The following is a 23,558-nucleotide window of genomic DNA, read 5'->3' on the forward strand; positions in this document are numbered from 1 at the left end:
CGCTGACGGCACAGTGACCGTCGATGTCGATGCTGCCGTCGCCCAGGATGATGCCGGCAATGACAATACGGTTGCGACCCAGTTCTCGGTCGAGGCTGATGTCACGGCTCCGGATCTGGCGATTACGGGTCCGTCCGCGACCCAGGTCGGCGCCTTCACCGCGACCTTCACCTTCACCGAAGATGTCACCGGATTCGCTGTCGGTGATATCGACGTCGGCAACGGCACCGCGTCGGGCTTCTCCACGACGTCGGGCAGCGTCTACACGGCCACGATCACACCGGCCGCTGATGGCACAGTGACCGTCGATGTCGCCGCGGCCGTTGCTGTGGATGCTGCGGGCAACGACACGACGGTTGCGACCCAGTTCTCGGTCGAGGCTGATGTCACGGCTCCGGATCTGGCGATTACCGGTCCGTCCGCAACCCAGGTCGGCGCCTTCACCGCGACCTTTACCTTCACCGAAGACGTCACCGGATTCACCGTTGGCGATATCGATGTCGGCAACGGCACCGCGTCGGGCTTCTCCACGACGTCCGCGTCGATCTATACCGTCATCATTACCCCTGATTCCGATGGGAGCGTGACCGTGGATGTGGACGCTGCGGTCGCCCAGGATGATGCGGGCAATGACAATACGGCCGCGGCCCAATTCTCGGTCGAAGCTGATGTCACGGATCCAACCGTCTCGATCGACGGACCATTGGGTACCCAGGTGGGGGCCTTCAGCATCACCGTGACCTTCTCGGAAGGTGTCACCGGTTTTGCCGTGGGCGATATTGATGTCGGCAATGGTGCCGCGTCAGGTTTCTCCGCCACGACCGCCTCGGTTTACACTGCCACGATCACGCCGGCGGCTGACGGTACGGTTACCGTGGACATCGATGCTGCCGTCGCCCAGGACACCGCCGGAAACGACAATGCGGCCGCGACGCAGTACAATACGGATGCCGACATCACGGCACCGACGCTTGCGATCAGCGGCCCGTCGATCACGCAGACCGGCGCCTTCACCGCGACCTTTACCTTCTCCGAAAGCGTCACCGGTTTCGCCCTTGGCAATATCGATGTCGGCAACGGGGCGGCATCCGCCCTTGCCGGGTCCGGCGCGGTCTACACCGCGACCATTACCCCGGCGGCAGACGGCGCGGTGACAGTCGACGTCGACGCTGCCGTGTCCCAGGATGCAGCGGGCAATGACAATGATGCCGCAACCCAGTTCTCGGTAGAGGCAGACATCACGCCGCCGACGGTCACCATCACCGGACCGTCCGCGACGCAAACCGGCGTCTTCACCGTCTCCTTCACCTTCTCAGAAGACGTGACGGGTTTCACGCTTGGCGATGTCGCCGTCGGCAATGGTTCGGCCGGCAGCTTGATCGGAAGTGGCAGTAGCTACACAGCAGAAATCACGCCGGCTGCAAACGGCACCGTCACCGTCGATCTGGCGGCTGATGCCGCCGATGACGCGGCGGGCAATGGCAACGCTGTGGCGACCCAATTCTCGGTCGAGGCGGATATCACGCTTCCCACCGTGACAATCGATGGGCCGACAACCACCCAGATCGGTGCGTTCACTGTGACCGTGACCTTCTCGGAGGATGTCACCGGCTTTGCCCTGGGCGACCTCGTGGTTGGCAATGGCACGGCCGGGACGTTCGCCGGGGCTGACGATGTTTATACCGCGGTGATCACGCCAGCATCGGACGGTGCCGTCACGGTCAATATCGCTTCCGATGCTGCATCCGATGCTGCCGGCAATGGCAATGCCGCCGCGACACAGTTCAGCGTTGATGCCGATCTGACCGCGCCGAGCGTGGACATTGAAGGGCCGACGGCAACCCGGACCGGCGCCTTCACCATCGCAATCAGCTTCAGCGAGACAGTCGTCGGCTTCACCTTGGGTGATGTCCTGGTCGGCAATGGCGCCGCGTCGGATTTCTCCGGCTCGGATGCCGGGTATGAAGTCGTGATCACCCCCGCTGCAGACGGCACGGTCACGGTTGATATCCCGGCTGCGGCGGCACAGGATTCTGCCGGTAATGACAATACTGCCGCGACCCAGTTCTCGGTCGAGGCAGATATCACCGCGCCGACGGTGTCCATCGCCGGCCCGGCGGTCACCCAGGTCGGGGCTTTCTCGGTCGATTTCACCTTCTCGGAAAGCGTCACCGGTTTTGACCTGGCCGACATTGCGGTCAGCAATGGAACGGCCTCGGGTCTGACCGGGTCTGGAACGAGCTATTCGGCAACCATTACCCCGGCGGCAGACGGTTCCGTTACCGTTGATGTGGCCGCCGACGTGGCCGAGGATGCGGCGACCAACGGCAATACGGCGGCGACACAATTCAGTGTCGAAGCGGATGTAACCGCGCCGTCGGTGACGATTGACGGTCCGGCGCCGGTCCAGGCTGGCGCTTTCACGGTTTCTGTCACCTTCTCGGAAAGCGTCACCGGCTTCGCGCTGGCGGATATCACGGTCGGCAATGGCACGGCCTCGGGCTTGACCGGGTCCGGAACCAGTTATTCGGCAATTATCACACCGACTACCGACGGCACTGTCACAGTCGATGTGGCAGCGGACGTCGCCGCTGACGCCGCCGGAAATGGTAATTCCGCGGCTGCGCAGTTCGCTGTGGATACCGACTTGACCGCTCCGACGACAGAAATCACAGGTCCTAGCGAAGTCCAGACGGGTGCCTTCTCGGTCACGGTGGCCTTCAGCGAGGATGTATCGGGCTTCGTCCTGGCTGATCTGACAGTCGGCAATGGCACGGCATCGGACCTTGCCGGCTCGGGTGACAGCTATACAGCGACCATCACGCCGACCAGCGAAGGCACGGTGACGGTGGACGTCGCGGCCGATGTTGCCGCCGACGCGGCCGGCAATGGCAATACGGCAGCCACGCAATTCACCGCCGACGCCGATCTCAGCGCACCGGCACTTGATGCGCTGGCGGCCTCGGATATTGATGTGCGACTTGAGGATATCGGCGACACCTTCATTATATCGGCAACCTTCTCGGAGGCGCTGGACAGTGCGACCGAGCCGACCATCGCCTTCTCGGCCGACGTCAGCGCGACCCTGAGCCTGACAGAAACGGCCTTCTCGTCCGGCGATACCGTCTTCACCGCAAGCTACACCGTGATCGATGGCGGCGAGTCCTTCGCCGATCTCGATGTGACCGTGTCCGGCGCTTTCGACACGGCCGGCAACGCGCTGGTCGAGACAACGGTCGATGATGTCTTCTCGATCGAGATGCGGCGCGGCTCGGTGACCATCGCCCAGGCGATCGACGGGGCCGCTGACGCCCAGTTCGATTTCAGCGGCGATTTCGGCAATTTCTCGATCACCACGGTGGCGCAGGCCGGACAGCAGGTTTTCACCGACCTGGCCGAAGGCGATTACGCGGTGTCGGTCGCCGAGGTTGACGGCTTCACCCTGCAGTCCATCAGCTGCGACGCGGCCGGTGTGGTCACCGATGTGGCCGGAGGCACCGTGACCATCACGGTTGCGCCGACCGATACGATCACCTGCACGTTCGAGACGCTGGCCGAGCCTGCGGTTGATGAGACGACCATTCCGGAAGTCTCGCTGACCCTTCCTTCGGCCATCGACGACCCGTCCACACAGTCGGCCAGCTTCGATCTCGACAATACCGGTGGCACGCCCTTCTACTTCCTGGCTGCGACCGATGTGAACTGGCTCGATATCGACCCGATGTCCGGCGCGATCCCGGCGTCCGGTTCGCTGGAGTTCACCATCACCTTCAATGATGCGGTTCTTGATCTGGAGCCGGGTACCTACACGGCCAACATCACGATCACCGAGACAGCTGCCCCAGCGGCAGCAAGCAAGTCGCATCCGCGGGCCAATGAGCTGGTCAATATCCAGATCCCGGTGACGATCCAGGTCGCACCGCGTGAGGGTAATCTGACCATTATCGCGACCACGGCCCCGTCAGAGGCCGGCGAGGGTGTGTTCAACTACACGTCCACTCTGGCAGACCTTGACGGGCTGGCCCTGTCGACTGCGGGTGGGGTGGCAAGCTCCGAGGCGCTGACGGTGCTGCGCGGCAGCTACACGCTTGACCAGCTGGCCACAGAAGGCTGGGACCTGGCATCGATTTCCTGCGTCGGTGACACCGACAATGGTTCGGTGCTCGATCCGGCCAATGGGCGGGTGACAATTGATCTCGATCCGGAGGAAGCGATCGTCTGCACCTTCGCGAACCGTCGTAACGAGGATTACATCCGCCTCGTCACGCAGTCCGCGATCCGCAGCTTCATGGCGGCGCGTGCCGACCAGATCCTGACCCAGTCACCGGAACTTGTCGGCCGCATGCGCGGCGACCGGACCGGCGCAACGCCAAGCCGGTTTGCAGCGGACTTCACCGATGGCCGTTTCAACGTCAACCTGTCGACGAGCCTGAGTGCGCTGCGCCAGTCGGCCCAGCGTTCGGATCCGCAAATGCCCGGCTCGGACCAATTCAGCCTCGCCGGCCGGACCGGTGCGGCCAGCATGGATGTCTGGGTCCAGGCCAGTTTCTCCAGCGTCGATGACAATCGCGCCGGGCTGAATGCCGAGACAACGTTCGGCCTCTACTATCTCGGGGCGGATTTCATGGCGACCGAGAGCCTTCTTGTCGGCGCCCTGATCCAGTACGACCAGGCCGAGACCGTGACCGGCGAGCTGCGCTCGCATGTCGAGGGTGATGGCTGGCTGGTCGGCCCCTACATGGTCGCGCGGCTCTCCGAGAACGTCTATTTCGACGCCCGCGGCGCCTGGGGCCAGTCTGACAATGAGGTTAATCCGATCGGCACCTATACCGACAGTTTCGGGACCGATCGCTGGCTGCTTGAAGCCAATCTGACCGGCGACATCCTGCGTGGTAACTGGCGGATTTCGCCTGAGGTTGGCATCGCCTATTTCAGCGAAGAGCAGGGCGCCTACACCGATACGCTGGGCTTTTACATTCCAAGCCAGGACATCACGATCGGTCGGATCAACGCCGGTCCGGAGATCGCCTACCGCTTCAATTCCGCCGGCGGCGGCTATTTTGAGCCCTATCTCAAGCTCAATGCGCTGTTCGACTATGACGATGCGGAAGTCCTCAACGCCGGCGGCCAGCTTCAGACGCTGGGCAGCCTGCGCGGTGATGCCCGCTTTGGTCTGACGGCCGAGATGGCCAATGGCGGCCGGGTGACCGGTGAAGTCTCGATCATGGGCCTCGGCGAAGGCGAGTTCGAAGCCAACAGTGCCATGATCCGGGTCCGGATCCCGCTGAGCCTTGAACAATAGGCTTTGCAGAACAAATGGCGCCGGGGCGGGTGGAAACCTGCCCCGGTTCGCATTTCAAGCCGCTGACAAGACGTACACTTCCCGCCGGATTGCGATAGTCTGTGCCCATGGACACCGCTTTTTCCCGATTGCAGGCCCTGCAGGCTGACGGTTTCATCACCGCGCAGGATGTTGGTCATGCCCATGCGCTCATCGAGCGATCCGGAGAGCCACTTGACCATATTCTCACCCAGCTTGGCCTGATCACCGAAACCGAGCTGGCCGACCGCTTTGCCGGGGAAGCTCGCGTTCAGCGGTGGACGCCAAGCCTTGCGCCCGAACCTGTCGGGCTTGTCGGCAACGCCGACATCAATCCCGACTTCCTGCGCCACGAACGCGTGCTGCCGCTGGGCCAGACCAATGGCCGCATCCACGTCGCCTGTGTCGATCCCCAGCGCGATGCCGGTTTGCGCGGCATGGCTTTTGCCCTGGACGCGGAGATCGAGCCGGTTGTGGTAACGGCCGCGGAATTCTCGAGGCTCTACCAGGCCGTTTTCGGCGCCGGCGAAGCCGAAGCGGGTGATGTTCAAGCCACTGATATCCTGGAAGACAGTGATCGGCTGCGCGATCTCGCCAGCGCGGCGCCGACCGTGCGCCTGGCGAACCAGATCATCAGCCGCGCCGTCGAGGCGCGAGCCTCGGACATTCATATCGAACCTGGCGTGCGCGAAGCCGAGATCCGTTTCCGGATCGATGGCGTGCTGCGGGCGGTCGAGGCGCTGCCGTCGGCGCGGGCGCTCGGTCTGATTTCCCGCATCAAGGTACTCGCCGATCTCGACATTGCCGAACGCCGTCGGCCGCAGGATGGCCGGGTCAGCCTGCCCGTCGGCGGGCGATCGATCGATTTCAGGGTTTCTGTCGTACCGGCCCAGCATGGAGAGAGCCTGGTTATCCGCCTGCTCGACCCGGAAGCCAGTCTGCGCACGATCAACGCGCTTGGCCTGCCGGAACAGGTCCGCGCGGTGGTTCACCGGGCGCTCGACCGGCCGCATGGCCTGGTGCTGGTGACCGGGCCGACGGGCAGCGGCAAGACCACGTCGCTCTACGCCTTTCTGCGCGCACTGGCTGATGGCGAACGCAAGATCCTGACCATCGAGGACCCGATCGAATACCGGCTGGCCGGTATCGCCCAGTCGCAGACCAATGCCTTGATCGGCGTCACGTTCGCCAGCGCGCTGCGCTCCTTCCTGCGGCACGACCCCGATGTGGTGATGGTCGGCGAGATCCGCGATGCCGAGACGGCCCGCACGGCTGTGCAGGCCGCCATGACGGGACATCTCGTCCTGTCCACCCTCCACACCAACGACGCCCCCTCGGCAGTCGCTCGCCTGCTCGATATGGGCGTTGAGGACTATTTGCTGGCATCCAGCCTGTCGGCGGTTCTCGCTCAGCGCCTTGTCCGGCGCGTTTGCCCCGCTTGTGGCAGCGAAGGCTGCGAAACATGCGGGGGCAGCGGCTATCAGGGACGGCTCACCCTGGCGGAAGGCTTTTTGGTCGATGACGAGATCCGGCCCCTGATTGGCCGGGCACGCACGGCCGAGATGATCGCAGCCGTCAGCGCCAAGGGTTACCGCCCGATGGCGGCGGATGGTGCCGAGAAGGTCGCGGCGGGCCTGACCCGCGACATTGATGTGCGCCGCGCGATCGGGGGCGGTTGAGATGGCCGGCCCAAACGCCACGCCCGCGCCGGAGACCTGGCGCTATGTCGGTGAAAACCGGGCCGGTGAGACCGTTCGTGGTCTCTTGCAGGCCGACAGCGAGCAGGACGCGCTCAGACGGATGCAGACGCTCGGACTTGTGCCGGTCACGCTGAAGCGCGGGCAGGCCGGATTCCGCATCGGCTCGCCGCGCCTGTCGCGTCGGGAGATCATTGATTTTGTGCGCGGTCTGGCCGATCTGACGGCGGCCGGTCTGCCGCTCAAGGACGCGCTGGGCAGTCTCTCCGAGGGCGAGACGCGCAACCGGCTCAAGCGACTGGTCGAGCGTATCGAACAACGTATCAGCCAGGGCGACCCGCTTAGCACGGCACTGCGGGCCGAAGGTGATCTTCTGCCACGCGCCGTCGCGGCGCTTGCGGAGGCCGGCGAGGCGTCCGGCGAGATGGCGCGCAATTTTGCCGACCTGGCTGAACAGTTCGAAAGCGATGCGTCGCTTCGTCAGGAGCTGGTCGGGCAGATGATCTATCCTGGCGTACTGGTCGTGCTGATCGGGCTGACCCTCCTGTTCCTTGCTCATTTCGTCCTGCCGCAATTTGCCTCCGTATTTGCAAGTACCCGGGCGCCGGTACCTTGGGAGACGGCGCTGGTCCTGGACGCCGGAGTCTTCCTGCGCGCCTGGGGTCACTGGATCCCGGTCGCCCTCGTCGCCCTGATGGCGATGGGAAACTCACTGTCCCGAGCCGCGCCTGAGTTGGTTGATCGCTGGCTGGCGGCCATGCCCGTGGTCGGCGCGATCCGGTTGCGCTTGAATGCGGTACGTTATTGCCGCGTGCTCGGGATACTGCTGGCCTCCGGCGCGCCGCTGGCAAGGGCCGAACCTGTCGCGCGTGAGGCGGTGGGCTCACCAGGCTTGCGCCACCGGCATTCCGACGCCGCCGAGAGAATGCGGGCCGGGCAGAGCCTCTCTTCGGCATTGTCCGAAGCAGGTGCCCTGCCGCGCAATGCCCTGCGGCTCATGGCGCTGGGCGAGAAAAGCGGTCGTCTCAGCGAGATGCTGCTGCGTGCGGCAGCGTTTCATGACAATGAGGTGCGCACCCGTTTGAAGAATGCGGTCGAATTGATCGGTCCGGTCTTGATCGCCATACTGGGCATATGTGTGGGCGGGGTGATCGCCGCCGTGATCCTGGGAGTGATGAGTCTCAATGATGCCGTCCTCTGACCGCAAGTCGCCGCATTCGGCGCACACCGACCGCGAAGCCGGAATCACCTTGATGGAACTGCTTGTGGTTATGGTGATCATCGCCCTGCTGGCGACCCTCGTTGCGCCGCGGGTGATCGGCTATCTCGGGCGTTCCAAGGCAGATGTCGCCCGGGCGCAGTTATCGTCCATCGCCACTTCGCTCGAGCTTTACTATCTGGACATGGGCCGCTACCCGGATCCCGAGGGGGACGGCCTGCTGGCGCTCGTCGATCCACCGGAGGATGCAAACGGCTGGCAGGGTCCGTACTTCAACAATCGTGAGGGTCTCATCGACCCTTGGGGCACGGCTTATGCCTACACGCTGGCGGACGGTACGGATCGCTACGTGATCAGCAGCCTGGGGGCAGATGGCGTGGTCGGAGGCGAAGGTGAAGACCAGGACCTCACGCGGAGCTGAGATGCCGTTACAGGGCAGCCGCGCGCGTGACGCCGGTGTGTCGCTGTTCGAGCTGCTCGTCGCGCTCGCCATTCTGGCCATTGCGACAAGCCTGGCCGGTGTCGCGATTGGTGCCGGGTTTCGCGACAGGGTCCTTGAGCGGGCCGCGAACCAGCTTGAGCGTGATCTGAACCAGGCTCGGATCGACGCCCGGATGAGCGGCCAGCCGGTCCGGATCGAGATTTCGGAAACAGGCTATCGTTTGCCCGCGCTGGGAAGCGCTGGCGTCGACTGGCACGGATCGGTCGCCGCAGAATGGCGGACGGTCGAGGCTGGCCGGTCGCGCCCCATCGACCAGGTCGACATCCCGCCGCAACCGGTGTCCGCCCTGCATCTGGTCGTGACGCTGCGCGATGACAGGCGCGAGACCCGGTTGGAGATGCGCCCCTACAGCGCCCGGATCAGCAGGAGCGATCGTGACCCGAACGCCGACTGACGGATACGCCCTCACCGAGGCCCTCATAGCCTGTGCGATCGCGGCGGCTGTGGTCGCGGCCTCGATGGGTGGATTGACGACGTCGATGCGCGGCTCGAGGTCGGCGGCAAGCGCCCAGCAGGCCGTGCTTGAGGCGAACAATATCGCGGCCCGCCTCCGCGCCGGCGATCTTCCGGCCCGGATCGCCCGCGACTATCCGGCCTGGCAGATCGATATCGGCCCCTTTGACCGGCCAGTCGATCCGGCCAGCGGTGCCGTCCTGACACGGGCCCGGCTGGAACGCGCCGGTTTGCCGGGAAGCGCGGTGGAACTTGTCTACATGGAAGCCGGTCAGGTCCGGCCGAACCCGCCATGATGACGCCGCCCGCCACCAATGCGCCGGAGCTCGGTTTCTCACTGTTCGAGGTCCTTATTGCGGTCGCCCTGCTGGCGATGATTGCGGCCCTGTGCCTGCCGGTGGTGAGCAATGCGGCCCGCGTTGAAGCGGGGATTGCGGCAGAGACCGACCGCTGGTCCCGCCAGCAGGCGGTCGAAACGGTATTCCGGGACTTGCTGTTGCGGGCCCAAGCAGCGCCGCGCGGCGTTGACGCGTTATCGTTCACGGGTGACGGGTCGCGACTGAGTTTCCTGACCCGTCCGGACGGGCAGGGCGATCTTGTGTTGGCGCGGATCCAGCTGTCCCGGGATGCACTCCTGGTCTCGCTGGAGCCTGTGACGCATCCTGCCGACCTGCTCGAACCGGTCCGGATCGAGGCCGATCTGAGCGCAGGTCGCCTGCTCTATTTCGGTGCCGAGACGCCGGGCGCTGCTCCGGTCTGGCGCGAGCGCTGGGACGCCGCCCTGCCGCCCCGCCTAGTCGTGCTGGACATGACCCGCGATGACGGGCAGGTACGACGCATCGAGGCCCATGTCGGAGGGGGAGCGCCTGTGGATTGCCGGTTTGATTCCGGCCTGGGGATTTGCCTGGGGGATGAGGCGTGACGGGTATGCCATGGCTGACCCGTGCCGCCGGGATTCTTGGTGCGCTGCTTGCCTGGTCCTGGACGGAGCTTTGCGGCCGTTTGCCAGAGGCCCTGCGCCGTCTGGGGCCGCGCGCCAGAATGGCCGTCGCCGAACTCGATACCGCCGGCCGGTGGCGCTGGACCGGCCAGGTGGAAACAAGCTGGTTTGGTGCGGGGACCTTTCGCCGCGGCGGCGTGCCGGACGAGCCGCACCGCGCAGTCCTGGTGCTTCCGGAGAGCGGGCAATTTCGGACCCGTATCCGGCTCGGGGCGCAGGCGTGTCGTCGTGGCGAGGCCGCCATTGATCTCAGGCGCGGCCAGTTCACGCCCATCCCCGTCGAAGCGGCCAGTCATGCCAGTGAATTTGTCGAACCGGTCGCGGGCGGTGGCGCCGAGATCGACATCGCCGTCATTCGGACCTCGACACTGGAGTCTGCTTTGGCCGCCGCGCCCGCAAGTGTGCGCGATGTCCGGGTCGTCGGCGCACTCGATGCGGATGGTCTGCCGCGTTTTGTGTTCGATCGGACGGGCGATGCGGCGACACGATGGGCGCTTCCGGTCGCTGCTGCATTTCTGGCCTTGCTGCTGGCGGCCTCAATGTGGTCAGCGCGACTGGCCCGGGAAGAGGCAGGGCTCGATGCGCGGCGTGCCGGCCTGATGATCGAAGCGCGCGAGTTGCGCGAGCTGGACGAGGCCCTGACCTGGGCCGAAACCGTCCGTGCCGATGCATCAGGCGTATCGCTGGCGATGGTTATGCGCGGCCTTGCCGGCCTGCCGGATGCGCTGCCGTCGGATGTCGTGGTCGAGCGGTTCCGGCTGGAAGCCGGCACGCGCCTGGCCCTGCAGACAGCTCTCGCGACGCATGACGCGGTGGATGTGCAGACCATCCTGATCGAGTTCGACGAGGGCGTCGAATGAGCCTGAAATACCAAAGCCTCGCACCATCCCGTCGGCTTGGACTGGCCGTTACCGTGCTGACCGGCCTTGGCCTCGTGGTACTCTTGCCCCTCGTGCTCCTGGGGGCACAGGTCGCGCAGGCCTCCCTGGACCTTGCCGACCAGCATGGCCAGATGGACCGTCAGGCCGGCCAGCTCGCAGAACGCCACCGTGATCTTCTTGCGCGCCAGGCTTCGCTGGAAGATGCGCGTGACCTGGTCGGCGCTGCCCTTGATCCGGAGGATGCCTGGCAGGGCTTCGCCGTCGACATCGATTTGCTGGCGGAACGGCTCACAGATGCGGGCGCCGTGCTCGATGCGACGCCCGAAATGACACGGGCGACAGAGGGAGAGCTGCATGTTTTGCGCGCTGGGCTGAGCGGCCTGGCCAGGTATGAAGATCTGCTCATGGCGCTCGCGGCGCCGGACCTTGCCGCGCTGACGATTACCCGTTTCGATGTGGTCGCACTCGCCGGTGCCGAGCCAGTCCGGGTCCGCTTTTCAGTCGAGGCAGTTGCCTATCTGCCGGTGCCGGGAGGGGACGATGAATAGCGACCTGTCTGCCTTCGCGCGCTTCCTGCCAGCTCTGGTGATACTGCTGGCCGGGCTGGCCTCCTTCCTGCCGGACGATTCCAGTAGCGCGCCTGCCGCGCAGCCGGGGCCCTCCCGATCGGTCGAGATGCCAGAGGCCGGTGCGTGGATCGCGGACCTGGTTTCCCGCACCGCCATCGTGCCGCGACCAAGCCGCCAGGTCACTGACCAGCGCGTTCCGCTGGACGGCTACGCACTGGTTGGCCTGGTGGAGACGGATGGGCGTCAGCTGGCACTGGTCTCCTACCGGGGCGAAACCCGCACGATCGAGGCCGGCGAGCAGCTGGACGGATACGTGCTGATGCAAATACTCCAGGACAGGCTAGTATTTGCCCGCGATGGGGATGAGACTGTCCTGCGTCTGGAACGTTGAATTCCGGAGCGGATAAAGGGGCTGCCGTGAGGCGGTGGGATGGGGATGAAAGTGTTGTCGCAATTTCAGAGTTCATGCCTTGGCATGTTGATGATCGGACTGTCCCTGTGCGTGTCCGGCTGCGCGATGCTCACGACCGATGCCAGTGCCGTGCATGCCCGCGAATATCCGCAGACTCGATTGCCCGTGCAGCCTGCGCGCAACCCGGTTCCGGCGACGCAAGCAGGCGATGACGCCGCGGATCGTGATGTCGGTGCTGCGGTTCTCCCCGACGAAGCCGACCGTCTGGTCTTCTTTGAAAGCCAGCGCGGTGCCGCGCTAGGCGGGACCGGTGATCGCAATCTCGAAGGGCGCACGCTGCGTCTCAATTTTGTCGATGCACCGGTCGCCGATGCGGTGCGCACGATAATCGGTGACGCGCTTGGACAGACAGTTCTGGTTGCGGCAGGCGTTGAGGGTCGCATCACCCTGACTTCGCCGGAACCGGCCCCGGTCTCGGCCGCCCTGTCGGCGCTGGAAGCGGTGTTGACGGATTCCGGTCTGGCTCTCGTCGAGCGCGATTCCGGCTTCCTGCTCACCCGCGCCGAGGCTGCCCGCCCGAACATGCCCAATGCCAGCGGTGATGTGGGTCAGGGCGGGCGGATCATCGCGATTCGCAATACTGACCCGAGCGCCATTCTCGATCTGATCGACCCCTTTCTGACGGAGCGGGTCACCGCCGTCGCGATGGACCAGGACGGCGTGCTCGTCCTGGCCGGGCCCGGCGCCGAGCTGCGCGCCGCCGAAGATGCCATCCGCACATTTGACCGCCCCTTTCTGACTGACCGCGTTTTCGGGATGTTCGAGCTGCGCTACGCCAATGCGGAAACTGTTCGTTCAGAGGTCGCGCTTGTGCTCGGGGGCATGGGCGGGTCCGAGAACGTCACCCAGACCATTGCATTGCCGCGCCTCAACCTGCTGTTCGTGACAACGCGTGACCGGGCCCGCTTCGACCAGGTTGCGGATCTCGTCGCCCGTTTCGACCGACCGGCTGGCGGTGATGCCCGGCGCTTGCGCTACTATGTGGCCCGCAATGCCCCGGCTGCCACGCTGGCCGCACAGATCACGGCAGCGTTCGCCGGAGGTGCGGCCGGTGACGGCGCCAGCTTCCAGCCCAGCTTCGCAGGCGACAGCGCCGCGCGCGATGGCGCCTCCGGCAACCAGCAGGAAAGCCGTCTTGCCATCATTCCCGACCAGCTGAACAACGCCTTGATCATTCGCGCGACCGATCAGGAATATCGCGAAATCCTCGAACTGGTTCAGCGCATGGACGTGATGCCGCCGCAAGTCCTGATCGAAGCGACCATAGCCGAAGTGCGTCTGACCGACGGGTTAAGCTTCGGGGTACGCTGGTTCTTCGACAATCAGACCGGCGACGGGGCCGCGACGACCAGCTTCACCGATGATGTCAACGGTACCGCCAATCCGATCTTCCCGGGTTTCAACTATGCTTTTTCCGGGGCAGATCTCACGGCCACGCTGAGCGCGCTCAACTCGATCACCGATGTGACCGTGCTCTCGGCGCCGTCGATCATGGTGCAGAACAATCAGACGGCCCATCTGCAGGTCGGTGATGAAGTGCCGATCGTGACCCAGACGGCAACCTCGGTCACGGACGGGAATGCACCGCTGGTCTCGTCGATCGAATTGCGCGAAACGGGCGTGATCCTTGAGGTGACGCCGCGCATCAATGCCAATGGCATGGTGGTTCTGGACGTGAACCAGGAAGTGTCGAGCGTGCGACCGACGACAACCTCGGGTATCGACTCGCCAACCATCCAGAAACTCGAATTTACCAGCACGGTGGCGGTTCGCAGTGCCAACACGATTGCGCTGGGCGGCCTCATCCGCGAGACGCGGTCGGACAATGAGTCCGGCATCCCGCTGCTCGGCCGCATACCGGGCTTGGGCAATGTCTTCAAGAATCGCGACATCACATCGGAGCGCAGCGAGCTGGTGATCTTCCTGACGCCGCGCATCATCTCCAACGACACAGAGGCCGCGGACGCGCTGGTCGAGGTGCGCCGCGAACTGCGTGCGCTTGAGGCCCGTCTCCCCGACCTGTTTGACGAGTGATGCCGGCCACCCTTCCCATCAGGTCCGAGCGCGGCGCCGCGCTTGTCGTCGTGCTCTGGCTCTCGGTATTGCTTGCGATGGTCCTGCTCGGCGTTGCCAGCCTGGTTCAGGTGAGACTGCAGACGGCGCGTGCCGAACGCGAAACGCTGCTGCGCTCGCAAGTCATGTTGTCGGCGCTCGATATAGCGGCGTTTGACATTGCCCTGGTCGGTCGCACGGCCCTGTCCGATTTTCCGCGTCGCATCGTGGTTGGCGACCGCGCCGTGCAAGTGTCGCTGTTGTCCGGCGCGGGACGGGTCGATCTCAATATGGCCAACGACGAGGATTTGCGGGCGCTTTTTGCGCGCATGGGCGCGACGCCGGCGGATGCGCGACGGCTTTCCGACCGGGTGCTTGACTGGCGTGACGCTGATGCCGAGACCCGTCCGGCCGGGCTGGAAGCTGCAGATTATCCCGCGGACTGGCCTCGGCCTGCGGCCAACCGGCCCTTCCTGACTGTCGGGGAATTGCGGTATGTGGCCGGGATATCAGACGCGCTTGTCGACTGTCTTGCGCCCTATGTGACGGTGCTTGGCGGAACACCGCAGCCCGAGTTTACCGAATTGGCCGACCCGTCATCCGCCCCGCTGGATGGTATCCGGATCGCCTTTCTTGCCGAAACCGATAGGCCGAATGGCAGTCTGGACCGGATGACCGGGCTCGCGTTATTCGGAGGCGTTGGCAATCGGCCATTCGGCTGGGTGACTCTTGGGGATGATCGGCCTACACGCAGTCTTTGTGCGGCGGTCGCGGTCAGCGAACGGGGTAGAGGGTGATGATCGGACACGTGGTGGAGCGCGGTGCCTCAAGACGGCTGATTTTCGCTGCGTTTCTGGTCGGCCTGCTCGCCTATCTATTCTGGACCGAGTCGCGCTATCCCTCGCTTGATGAGAAAGCGATGATGGGCGGCGCGATCCAGCTCGAGGACCCGCTCAGCTTCGAGGCGCTCATTCCGGTTACGGATGACCAGGGCGTGGTCGAACGGATCGGCGTGTCGACCGTGAACTGGATCGATACCAACAAGAAGGGAATGACCTTCGGCGTATTGTTCGGCTCGGCCTTTCTGACTTTGCTGGGCTATATGCGTAGACGAAGTTTCTCGGGACCGTTTGCCAATTCGCTGTATGGCATGTTCCTTGGTGCGCCACTGGGTGTGTGCGTGAACTGCGCGGCGCCGATCGCCAAAGGCCTCTACCAGGGTGGCTCCCGAGCGGAGACTACCCTGTCGGCCATGGTCGCCTCCCCAACGCTCAACATTGTAGTGCTGACGATGGCCTTTGCGCTGCTTCCCTTCTACATCGCCGCCACGAAGCTGGTGCTCAGCCTGGTCGTGATCCTGATTGCCGTACCGGTCATCTGCCGCTTCATTCCGCAGGAAAAACTCCTTCATACCGTCAAGACACCAAAGCCCTTGCCGATTGCGCCACTGACGGACGATCCCGACGCGCTGCTGCCGTCGGAAAATATCGTGCAGGCCTTTGGTCGGTTCATCGGGGATTACGCACGGAATCTCTGGTTCATCATCCGCACGACGCTTCCCCTGATGCTGCTCGCCGGATTTCTCGGTGCGCTTTTTGCAACCTTCCTCCCAGCCAGCGCCATTGCTGGCTGGGAATTCGGCCCGCTGGGTGCGGCCTTTGCCGCCATCGTTGGGACATTTTTCCCGGTGCCGATCGGGTTCGACGTCGTGCTGTCCGGCGCGCTTCTGAATGGTGGCGCGGCGCATGGCTTCATCATGACGCTGGTGTTCACGCTTGGCAGCTTCTCGATCTATTCCTTCTTCGTGGTTGCGACCTCGGTTGGCCTGCGGGCCGGTCTGATCCTTGGTGCGACGATCATGACACTCGGCTTTGGCGCCGGCCTTGGCGCAGATGCCTGGCACACCTATCAGACCGACCGGGCCCTGCGGCTCCTGACACAGGAGGACGGGTTGCTGGACGCAGCGACCAGCCTGCCGGTCGCTGTCGCGGCACCGGGTGTCCAGAGGTCGGCCGGGCAAACCCTGCCGGGATCGGAGACCCAGCCGGGTCTCACCGTAACCCGCGAGGGGTATCGGGCGCCGGTCAGTTATGGCGACACCCCCTTTACCCGCGTCGAGGCGTGGACGATGGGGATTGATCACCCCGTCGAATTCTCCTTCGCGGATATGTGGCCGCCCTTCTGGGAAGGCCGCTCAATCGCCTCCGGCGATATTGACGGCGATGGCGATATCGATCTCGTCTACGCTTCGACGCGTAACGGGCTTTATATCTACGACAATGATGGTGAGGGCGGTTTTGTCGCCCGCCAGATGGATCTCGGCCGGATTGCGGACCTCGATGTCTTCAACGCGGTGCTCGTTGATATTGACGGCGACGGCTGGCGGGATCTCTTCCTGACAACCTATCTGGACGGACTCTTCGTCCTGCCCAATCGTGAGGGCGTGTTCGATGCGTCCGCCCTGCAGCCGGTCGCCAATCGCGATGGTGCAATCCTGGCCCTGGCGGCCAGTTTCGGGGATCTCGACCAGGACGGTGATCTCGATGTGGCGCTCGGAAACTGGGCTGCGGGCTGGTACCGCCGCGTTCCCGGCGAGGAAAGCCGGAACCGGATCCTGTTCAACGAGGGCGGGCGCATCACCGGCCAGTCCGGCTATGACCTGCCCGGCATTCCCGGCGAGACCCTGTCCATCCTGATGAGCGACATGAATAATGACGGCGCGCTCGATCTGCTCGTGGGCAATGATTTTGAGGTGCCGGACTATTTCTATCTCGGTGACGGCACCGGAGGTCTGAGGCCGATCGAGCGCTCTGCAGGCCTGATCCCCGAGACCACCACCACAACCATGTCGCTGACCACCGCTGACCTGACCAATAATGGCGCGTACGAGATCTATGCGGCGCAGATTGCCGGCCGCGCCTCCGGCGTGTCGGACCGGCTGCACATGCAGCCAATCGAACGTTATTGCGACGCGATAGGTCGCGATAGCGACCGCGCGACCTGTCAGATCAATATGGACATCAAGCGCTGGTATCGCCCCGGAAACAGTCTCGACCCGTCCCAGGCCAGCCGCTGTGCCGGCATGGACGAGCCCTACCGCTCGGAATGTCGCGGCATGCTGGTCAAGGACCTCGCCATTCAGAACAATAATCCGGCCTTGTGCGACCTCATCCCGGTCGGGCAGGAGCGCAGCGCGCATTATTGTCGCATCCATTTCCAGCCGATCCGTCCGCTTCGGCGCGACGAGCTGGCGCGCTCGATCCCGCAGGTCCTGGCCCGCAATGTCCTGCTCGAACTTCAGGCCGATGGTCACTACGCCGAGACTGCCGACGTGCGCGGACTTGAGGTTGGCGGGTGGAGCTGGGATGTCTCGACGGCGGATTTCGACAATGATGGCTGGCAGGACCTCTATATCGTTAATGGTACCTGGGTGCCCAATGAGGTGACGCCGTCGAACATCTTCCTGCACAATTCCGGCGGCGGGGTGTTTGAGGAAGAAACCGACGCATTTGGTCTGACAGACTATCTGATCACGGCGGCCACCAGCGTTGTCGATTTTGACCGTGATGGTGACCTCGACATCTTCACCGTCCCGGTGAACGGGCCGGCGACCGTGTTCTTGAACAATACCGGGACCGGCAATGGCCTTACCGTTCGGCTGCGCGACGGTCGCGGGAATCTGGACGGTATTGGCGCACGGATCGAACTTCGTCATGGGGCCGATGGCGGGTTGTTGCAGGTCCGTGAACTCCAGATGGGTGGCGGCTTCATGTCGTTTGATGTGCCGGAAGCCCATTTCGGCCTGGGGAGTGACCGTGCTGCGGCCTCCCTGACCATTCGCTGGCCGGATGGGACCGTGGACCAGATCGCCGGGCCGCTCGAGGCGGGCGCCATTTATACGATTAGCCGTTCCGCTCCGACCGATGGTCGTGCGACGGCAGCAGAGGACGACGAATGAACAGGTTTGCAATCGGACTGGTCGGTGGTGCCTTGCTCCTGCTGGGCGTGGCGGCGGGCGTGGCCATCAATCGCGGCATGGACTCCGAGCCTTCCGAGGCGGCGATCGCCCGGACCATGGCGGACGCCGAGGCGGCCTATGCACGCGGTGAGTACGGACGCGTGGTCGATATCCTGGGCGACCTGGCCGAGGAGGGTGTGCCGCTGGCGCAATACCGGCTCGGCCTGATGTACCGGTCCGGTTTCGGTGTCGAGGCTGATGCGGCCGAGGCGCGGCGACTGCTTGGCGAGGCCGAGGCTGGCGGGCTGGAAGAAGCTCGCGGGCCACTGGCAGAAATGATGTTCGAGGCGGCGCAAACCGCCGACGCGACCGAGGGCCCGGAGGCCGGCCTGGATTTCTGGGAGGCTGCCGCAAGGCTTGGCGATGCCGAGGCGCAGGCCGTGCTTGGCTCCTACTTATTGACCGGGGCGGTTGTCGGCACACCGGAGCCGCGGCGCGCCATCACGCTGCTGCGCAGTGCCGGCAATGCCGGTCATTTGGGCGCCCAGACCAATCTTGGCTATGCCTATTCCAATGGTATTGGCGTCGAGCGTGATGATGCTGAGGCGTTCAGCTGGTATTTGCGTGCATCCGAGGGTGGCCTCGTGCGGGCGCAAACGGTGCTCGGACTGTTCTATGAAACGGGTCGCGGAACCGAACCCAATCTTGGCCAGGCTCTGATCTGGTATCTCAATGCCTATGATGCGGGAGCGCCCGGCGCTGCTGCGCGCCTCGGACGCCTGCTGGTGGCCGGAGAGATTGAGAGCCGCAATGAAACCGATGCCGCCGCCTGGCTGACGGCGGCGGCCCGCGCCGGCATGGACGGCGCCTTGGAGCGCATGGAGGCCGAGGCCGAAGCGGGCAATGCCGATACGCTCTACGCGCTCGGGCATTTCTATACCGAAGGCGAAGTCGTGCCGCAGGACGACGGTATAGCGGTCGGCTATCTCAGCCGGGCGGCCGAGCTCGGCGCGCCCGGGGCTCAACTTGTCATGGCCGGCCGCTACGCGACCGGTGCCGGTGTGGAGCAGGATTATGTCGAGGCCCATAAATGGGCCAATCTTGCTGCGGCGGCCGGCGTTGAAGGCGCGGCTTCGGAACGATCCGTCATTGCGCAATTCCTGTCTCCCGATGATCTGGCCGCCGCTCAGGCCCGCGCAACCGCCTGGCGTGAATCCCGGCGATCGCGTGAATAGGCGGTGATCTCGATGCCCCACGTCACAAGCATCCGAGTTTCGCTCGCCAGCTTGGCGCTGCTTGCAGCCTGCGCTGCATGGCCGATGAGCGCGTCGGCGCAGGGTGCTCCGGATCCGGACCAGATATCGGCCCTGATCGACGCCGGGCGTGCCGGTGAAGCCCGCGAACGCCTGTTGCCGGCGGTCCGCGATGGCGATGCGACCGCGCAGGCGCTGCTGGCGGACATGTTGCGGCGCGGCGTCGGCGTAGCCCAGGATTTCCAGCGCGCGGTTGAACTCAATCGCGCAGCGGCCGGCCAGGGCAATGCGATGGCCCATAATGCCCTCGGCCAGGCCTATGCGTCGGGCCTCGGCGTGGCGGCCGATCGGGACCAGGCGCTGTTTCACCTTCGCGAAGCGGCGGAGTCCGGTGCGCCCGCCTACCAGGTCGATTACGGGCTCGCGCTCGAAGACGGGCTGGGCGGTACTGCTGATCCAGCCGGGGCGGCGCGCTGGTACGAGGAGGCAGCAGGCCAGGGCTTCGCGCCGGCGATGACCTCGCTCGGCGTGCTGTATTACGAGGGTCGTGGTGTCGAGCGGGACACGGTCGAAGCGATCGCGCAATTCCGTGCTGCTGCCGAACTGGGCGATGCCCGGGCCCAGAACAATCTCGGTCTGATCCTGGTGCGGGGCGAAGAGGTCGAGCGCGACTATGAGGCTGCTTTCGCGCTATTCCAGGCTGCAGTCGACCAGGGGCTGGAAGAGGCCTTCGGAAACTTGTCGGTCATGTATGCCAACGGGTTTGGTGTCGCGACGAGCGAGACCGAGGCGGCCCGCCTCCTCGAGGCCGGTCGTCGAGCCGGCGCGCTCGCCCTGCCGGCCCTGCTGGAGCGTATCGGTTTCCCCTATGATCCGCGCCTTCGCGAGGCCGATTGGGATGTTGAGCCTGGACCGGAGGACATTGCTGCGGCATCGGCCGGCGACCCGGTCGCGCTCTATCGCATGGCCTGGCGACGGTTGAACGGCTATGGCGTGCGCCAGAATTTCGATGCCGCGGTACAATTGTTTGAACAGGCATCAGAAGCCGGGCTCGGGAGCGGTGCTTTCGCACTTGGACTCATGTATGCACGCGGTACCGGTGTGCCCCAGGACTTCGAGACCGCTTATGTCTGGATGAGCGTGGCCGCCCGGCGCGGCAACATGAATGCGGCGATCGTGCGCGACGCCTTGATTCGAATCCTTCCCGCAGGCCGTGTTGAGCAGGCCCAGGAGCGCGTTTCGGCCCAACTCCCTGACTGAGGGGTTGCGCTATTTATGGTTGTGTTTTTGGCAGGTTTCCTGCCTGATTTCGCGTTAAAATTTATTTCATGAAACCAGATGCAGGCTTCCCGCGAAGCGTGTATGCTAGAGGTCAAAGGGAGAGATGATGCGCGGCCACGTTAGACAGCTCGCTACTATTCTGGTTGCCATGGCCGCCGCTGTGACGGCCGGGACGGCGTGTGCGCAGTCGGCGCTGAGCGCGTCCCAGCAGGCCGAGTTGGCGCGGTATGGTGAGGTTCGGGAGGAGTTTTCCGGCACCCGTCTTGGCTTCGTCGCAGATTCTTCGCTCTACAATTTCACGCTGACCGTCAGTGGGCCGAATGCCTATTACGGGCAGGTTTTCTCGGCCCGGACCGTTCCGACATTTCGCCTCGCCGATAATGGCGATGTCCCGGACGGCCTCTACACTTATTCGCTGACGGCTGCGACGCCGATCGCCCGGCCGGCCGCCGCGTCCGCCGGCCTTGAAAATGCAGATGGCCGAGGGCCGAATGCGCGGCGCCAGGCCGCGATGGGTGTTTCGCATACCGGCAATTTCCGCGTTGCCAATGGACGTATTCTCGAGTTGGACGCTTCGGCCGTTGAAGGCCGCGCCCAATAAATTGAAACGATTTTTCGGACTGGGGACTTAGATGACACGGCTTACCAAACTGATCCGGCTCGGCCTGATGGCTGGCGCTGCAAACCTGGCATTCGGCTCCGCAGCTTCTGCGGATCAGGTCTTCAATGATGACGTGATTATCACCCAGAGCCTTTGCGTCGGGTTCGACTGTGTGAATGGCGAAAATTTCGGGTTCGACACGCTCCGGCTGAAGGAAAACAACCTTCGCATCCATTTCGACGACACCAGTAATTCGGCCAGCTTCCCGAGCAATGATTGGCGCATTGTTGTCAATGACACGGGCAATGGCGGCGCGAGCTACCTGGGTATCGAGGATTCGACTGCCGGGCGGATGCCGTTCCGAGTCGAGGCCGGCGCTCCGGCAAATACGCTTTACGTTGAAGCCGATGGCGATGTCGGTATCAAGACGGCGAACCCGGTTGTTGACCTCCATATTGTCGAGGGCAATACGCCCACCGTTCGCCTGGAGCAGGACGGGTCTGACGGCTTCACTCCGCAGACCTGGGATCTCGCCGGGAATGAAGCGAACTTCTTCATCCGCGACGTGACCAATGGCAGCCAGCTCGTTTTCCGGATCGAGCCAGGCGCGTCCGAGAACCGAATCTTTGTTGAATCTGATAATGATGTCGGTATCGGTACGAATAACCCGAGCGAATTCCTGCATGTGCGCGGCACGGCCGGCGATACGCGCGTCCGAATTGAAGAAGCAAGCGCGACCCAGTCCCGCCGAGAAATGCTGCGCCTAGTCAATAAGGGTAACCCCGAGCTCGTTCTCGAAAACACGGGCAATGGCAATAGCTGGATCATGCATGCCGGTCGGAACCTCGCATTCGAGCATGGCGACGCTGTGGGAACCCAGCTGATCACGCTCACGCCGACGGGTGACATGACAATCCCCGGCACGCTGACAACCGGCGGCGGCACGTGCGGCGGTGGCTGCGATGCGGTTTTTGAAGACGATTTCAATCTTCCGAGCATTGAAGCCCACGCGGCCGCGATGTGGAATAATGGCTTCCTGCCGAATGTCGGTCCGACCATCGAAGGTGAGCCGATCAATGTGTCCGACAAACTGGGTCGCATGCTCAACGAGCTTGAAACTGCGCATATCTATATCGCGCAGCTCAATGACCGCCTGACCGCGCTCGAGACCCGCGCCGCCTCGCAAAATTGAGATCGATCCCGAACGGAAAACGGCCGATGCGAACAGATGGTTCGTATCGGCCGTCGTCTGTTTGGCGATACGCAGTCCCCGGCGTGCGAAGGGCTTTCAGACATGCTTAGAATCGGCCGAGCTAATTGATTTGCGGTCCCGGGTCAGCATGGCCGTGGTGACATCCATCTCTAGCGCGTGCAGTTTTCACCTATGATACCTCAATCCCGCAGTCCGGCTGTCAGTGTTGTAGTCATTGGATACAACATGGCGCGCGAGCTGCCGCGCACGGTCTTCTCCCTGTCGCCGCCCTACCAGAACGGGGTCGACGCGTCGGATGTGGAAATCATTGTCGTGGACAATGGTTCGGACCGGCCTGCTGATATCTCGGAACTGACACAGCAAGCCTGTGCAGTCCGCGTTCTGAATGTCCCGCATCCCAACAAATCCCCCGCCCGGGCCGCCAATTTCGGCGTCGCCCAGGCACGCGGCGATATTATCGGCCTTTGGATTGACGGGGCTCGACTGGCTTCACCCGGCATTCTGCGCGGCGTGCTCGATTCCCAGCGCCTCCGGCCGGCTGCCGGGATCCTGACGCTGGGCCTGCATCTCGGCCCGGGGCCACAACAGGAATCCATGCTGAACGGTTATGATCAGCGGGCCGAAGACCGGTTGCTGGAGACAATCGATTGGCGCGAAGACGGCTACCGCCTGTTCCAGATCGCCTCATTGGCACGCTCGTCAAGCGAGGGATGGTTTTCGGAACTGGCCGAAAGCAATGGCATTTTCATGCATCGCGAGCTCTGGCATGAACTTTCCGGCCTCGATGAGGCTTTCACATTGCCGGGCGGCGGACTGGTCAATCTCGACCTCCTGCAGCGCATGCTCGCGGCGTCGCCGGTCGACCCGGTGACCCTGCTGGGCGAAGGCACTTTCCACCAGATTCACGGCGGGGTTTCGACAAATGCCCGGGTCTCGCCCTGGCCGGAGTTTGCCCGGGAGTATCGCGAAATCCGTGGCCGGGATTTCGAACCTGTCAGCTATAGCTCGCGCTTTTATAGCTGTGTTGACCGTCACCGATTGCTCGATATCTTCCGCGCCTTCCAGCCGGTCTAGCCGCGCTGCGACT

18 protein-coding genes are annotated in these 23,558 nt (G+C 64.0%); all 18 read left to right on the forward strand.

From position 1 onward, the window contains the following. Nucleotides 1–13 precede the first annotated feature (13 nt). The 18 genes from QZZ02_RS10440 (at nt 14) to QZZ02_RS10525 (ending at nt 23,545) form a co-directional block, all read left to right on the forward strand. A complete protein-coding gene (locus tag QZZ02_RS10440; RefSeq protein ID WP_291844214.1) occupies nt 14–5,302 on the forward strand; it encodes an Ig-like domain-containing protein in 5,289 nt (1,762 codons plus the stop codon). Nucleotides 5,303–5,409: 107 nt separating this feature from the next. Continuing rightward, on the forward strand, nt 5,410–6,999 hold the full coding sequence (locus tag QZZ02_RS10445) for a GspE/PulE family protein (RefSeq protein ID WP_291844216.1): 1,590 nt from the start codon (nt 5,410–5,412) through the stop codon (nt 6,997–6,999). Between the two features lies 1 nt (nt 7,000). Continuing rightward, entirely contained in the window at nt 7,001–8,218 is a 1,218-nt protein-coding gene (locus QZZ02_RS10450) for a type II secretion system F family protein (RefSeq protein WP_291844218.1), read from the forward strand. After that, nucleotides 8,202–8,657 carry a type II secretion system major pseudopilin GspG gene (gspG, locus tag QZZ02_RS10455; protein WP_291844220.1) on the forward strand — a complete coding sequence of 152 codons (456 nt, stop codon included), beginning with the start codon at nt 8,202–8,204 and terminating at the stop codon, nt 8,655–8,657. Before QZZ02_RS10450 ends, gspG begins: the two co-directional genes overlap by 17 nt. Nucleotide 8,658: 1 nt before the next feature. Continuing rightward, nucleotides 8,659–9,132 (forward strand): GspH/FimT family pseudopilin, encoded by a 474-nt coding sequence (locus QZZ02_RS10460; protein WP_291844222.1) that lies wholly within the window; start codon nt 8,659–8,661, stop codon nt 9,130–9,132. Then, nucleotides 9,113–9,487 (forward strand): hypothetical protein, encoded by a 375-nt coding sequence (locus tag QZZ02_RS10465; RefSeq protein ID WP_291844224.1) that lies wholly within the window; start codon nt 9,113–9,115, stop codon nt 9,485–9,487. Before QZZ02_RS10460 ends, QZZ02_RS10465 begins: the two co-directional genes overlap by 20 nt. After that, nucleotides 9,484–10,113, forward strand: a complete 630-nt coding sequence (locus QZZ02_RS10470) for a type II secretion system protein J (RefSeq protein ID WP_291844226.1) — start codon at nt 9,484–9,486, stop codon at nt 10,111–10,113. Before QZZ02_RS10465 ends, QZZ02_RS10470 begins: the two co-directional genes overlap by 4 nt. Then, a complete protein-coding gene (locus QZZ02_RS10475) occupies nt 10,110–11,051 on the forward strand; it encodes a hypothetical protein (protein ID WP_291844229.1) in 942 nt (313 codons plus the stop codon). The genes QZZ02_RS10470 and QZZ02_RS10475 overlap by 4 nt, the downstream gene beginning before the upstream one ends. After that, on the forward strand, nt 11,048–11,620 hold the full coding sequence (locus QZZ02_RS10480) for a hypothetical protein (RefSeq protein ID WP_291844232.1): 573 nt from the start codon (nt 11,048–11,050) through the stop codon (nt 11,618–11,620). The genes QZZ02_RS10475 and QZZ02_RS10480 overlap by 4 nt, the downstream gene beginning before the upstream one ends. Next, nucleotides 11,613–12,032 carry a hypothetical protein gene (locus QZZ02_RS10485; protein ID WP_291844235.1) on the forward strand — a complete coding sequence of 140 codons (420 nt, stop codon included), beginning with the start codon at nt 11,613–11,615 and terminating at the stop codon, nt 12,030–12,032. Before QZZ02_RS10480 ends, QZZ02_RS10485 begins: the two co-directional genes overlap by 8 nt. A 90-nt stretch (nt 12,033–12,122) precedes the next feature. Then, nucleotides 12,123–14,147 carry a type II secretion system secretin GspD gene (gene gspD, locus QZZ02_RS10490; protein ID WP_291844238.1) on the forward strand — a complete coding sequence of 675 codons (2,025 nt, stop codon included), beginning with the start codon at nt 12,123–12,125 and terminating at the stop codon, nt 14,145–14,147. Next, the gene (locus tag QZZ02_RS10495) at nt 14,147–14,962 is read left to right on the forward strand and encodes a type II secretion system protein GspK (RefSeq protein WP_291844241.1); all 816 of its coding nucleotides are present in this window, start codon (nt 14,147–14,149) and stop codon (nt 14,960–14,962) included. Before gspD ends, QZZ02_RS10495 begins: the two co-directional genes overlap by 1 nt. Next, nucleotides 14,962–18,123, forward strand: coding sequence for an FG-GAP-like repeat-containing protein (locus QZZ02_RS10500; protein ID WP_291844243.1), 3,162 nt, complete (start codon nt 14,962–14,964; stop codon nt 18,121–18,123). Before QZZ02_RS10495 ends, QZZ02_RS10500 begins: the two co-directional genes overlap by 1 nt. Next, nucleotides 18,120–19,358 (forward strand): hypothetical protein, encoded by a 1,239-nt coding sequence (locus QZZ02_RS10505; protein ID WP_291844246.1) that lies wholly within the window; start codon nt 18,120–18,122, stop codon nt 19,356–19,358. The genes QZZ02_RS10500 and QZZ02_RS10505 overlap by 4 nt, the downstream gene beginning before the upstream one ends. Before the next feature lie 12 nt (nt 19,359–19,370). Beyond that, nucleotides 19,371–20,636 (forward strand): tetratricopeptide repeat protein, encoded by a 1,266-nt coding sequence (locus QZZ02_RS10510; RefSeq protein WP_291844248.1) that lies wholly within the window; start codon nt 19,371–19,373, stop codon nt 20,634–20,636. 127 nt (nt 20,637–20,763) lie between these two features. Continuing rightward, on the forward strand, nt 20,764–21,258 hold the full coding sequence (locus QZZ02_RS10515) for a hypothetical protein (protein ID WP_291844250.1): 495 nt from the start codon (nt 20,764–20,766) through the stop codon (nt 21,256–21,258). Between the two features lie 31 nt (nt 21,259–21,289). Further along, the gene (locus tag QZZ02_RS10520; protein ID WP_291844252.1) at nt 21,290–22,450 is read left to right on the forward strand and encodes a hypothetical protein; all 1,161 of its coding nucleotides are present in this window, start codon (nt 21,290–21,292) and stop codon (nt 22,448–22,450) included. 192 nt (nt 22,451–22,642) lie between these two features. Next, nucleotides 22,643–23,545 carry a glycosyltransferase family A protein gene (locus QZZ02_RS10525; protein WP_291844254.1) on the forward strand — a complete coding sequence of 301 codons (903 nt, stop codon included), beginning with the start codon at nt 22,643–22,645 and terminating at the stop codon, nt 23,543–23,545. The last annotated feature ends 13 nt before the right edge of the window (nt 23,546–23,558 follow it).

The sequence above is a fragment of the Maricaulis sp. genome, from assembly GCF_015665295.1.
GTDB lineage: Bacteria > Pseudomonadota > Alphaproteobacteria > Caulobacterales > Maricaulaceae > Maricaulis.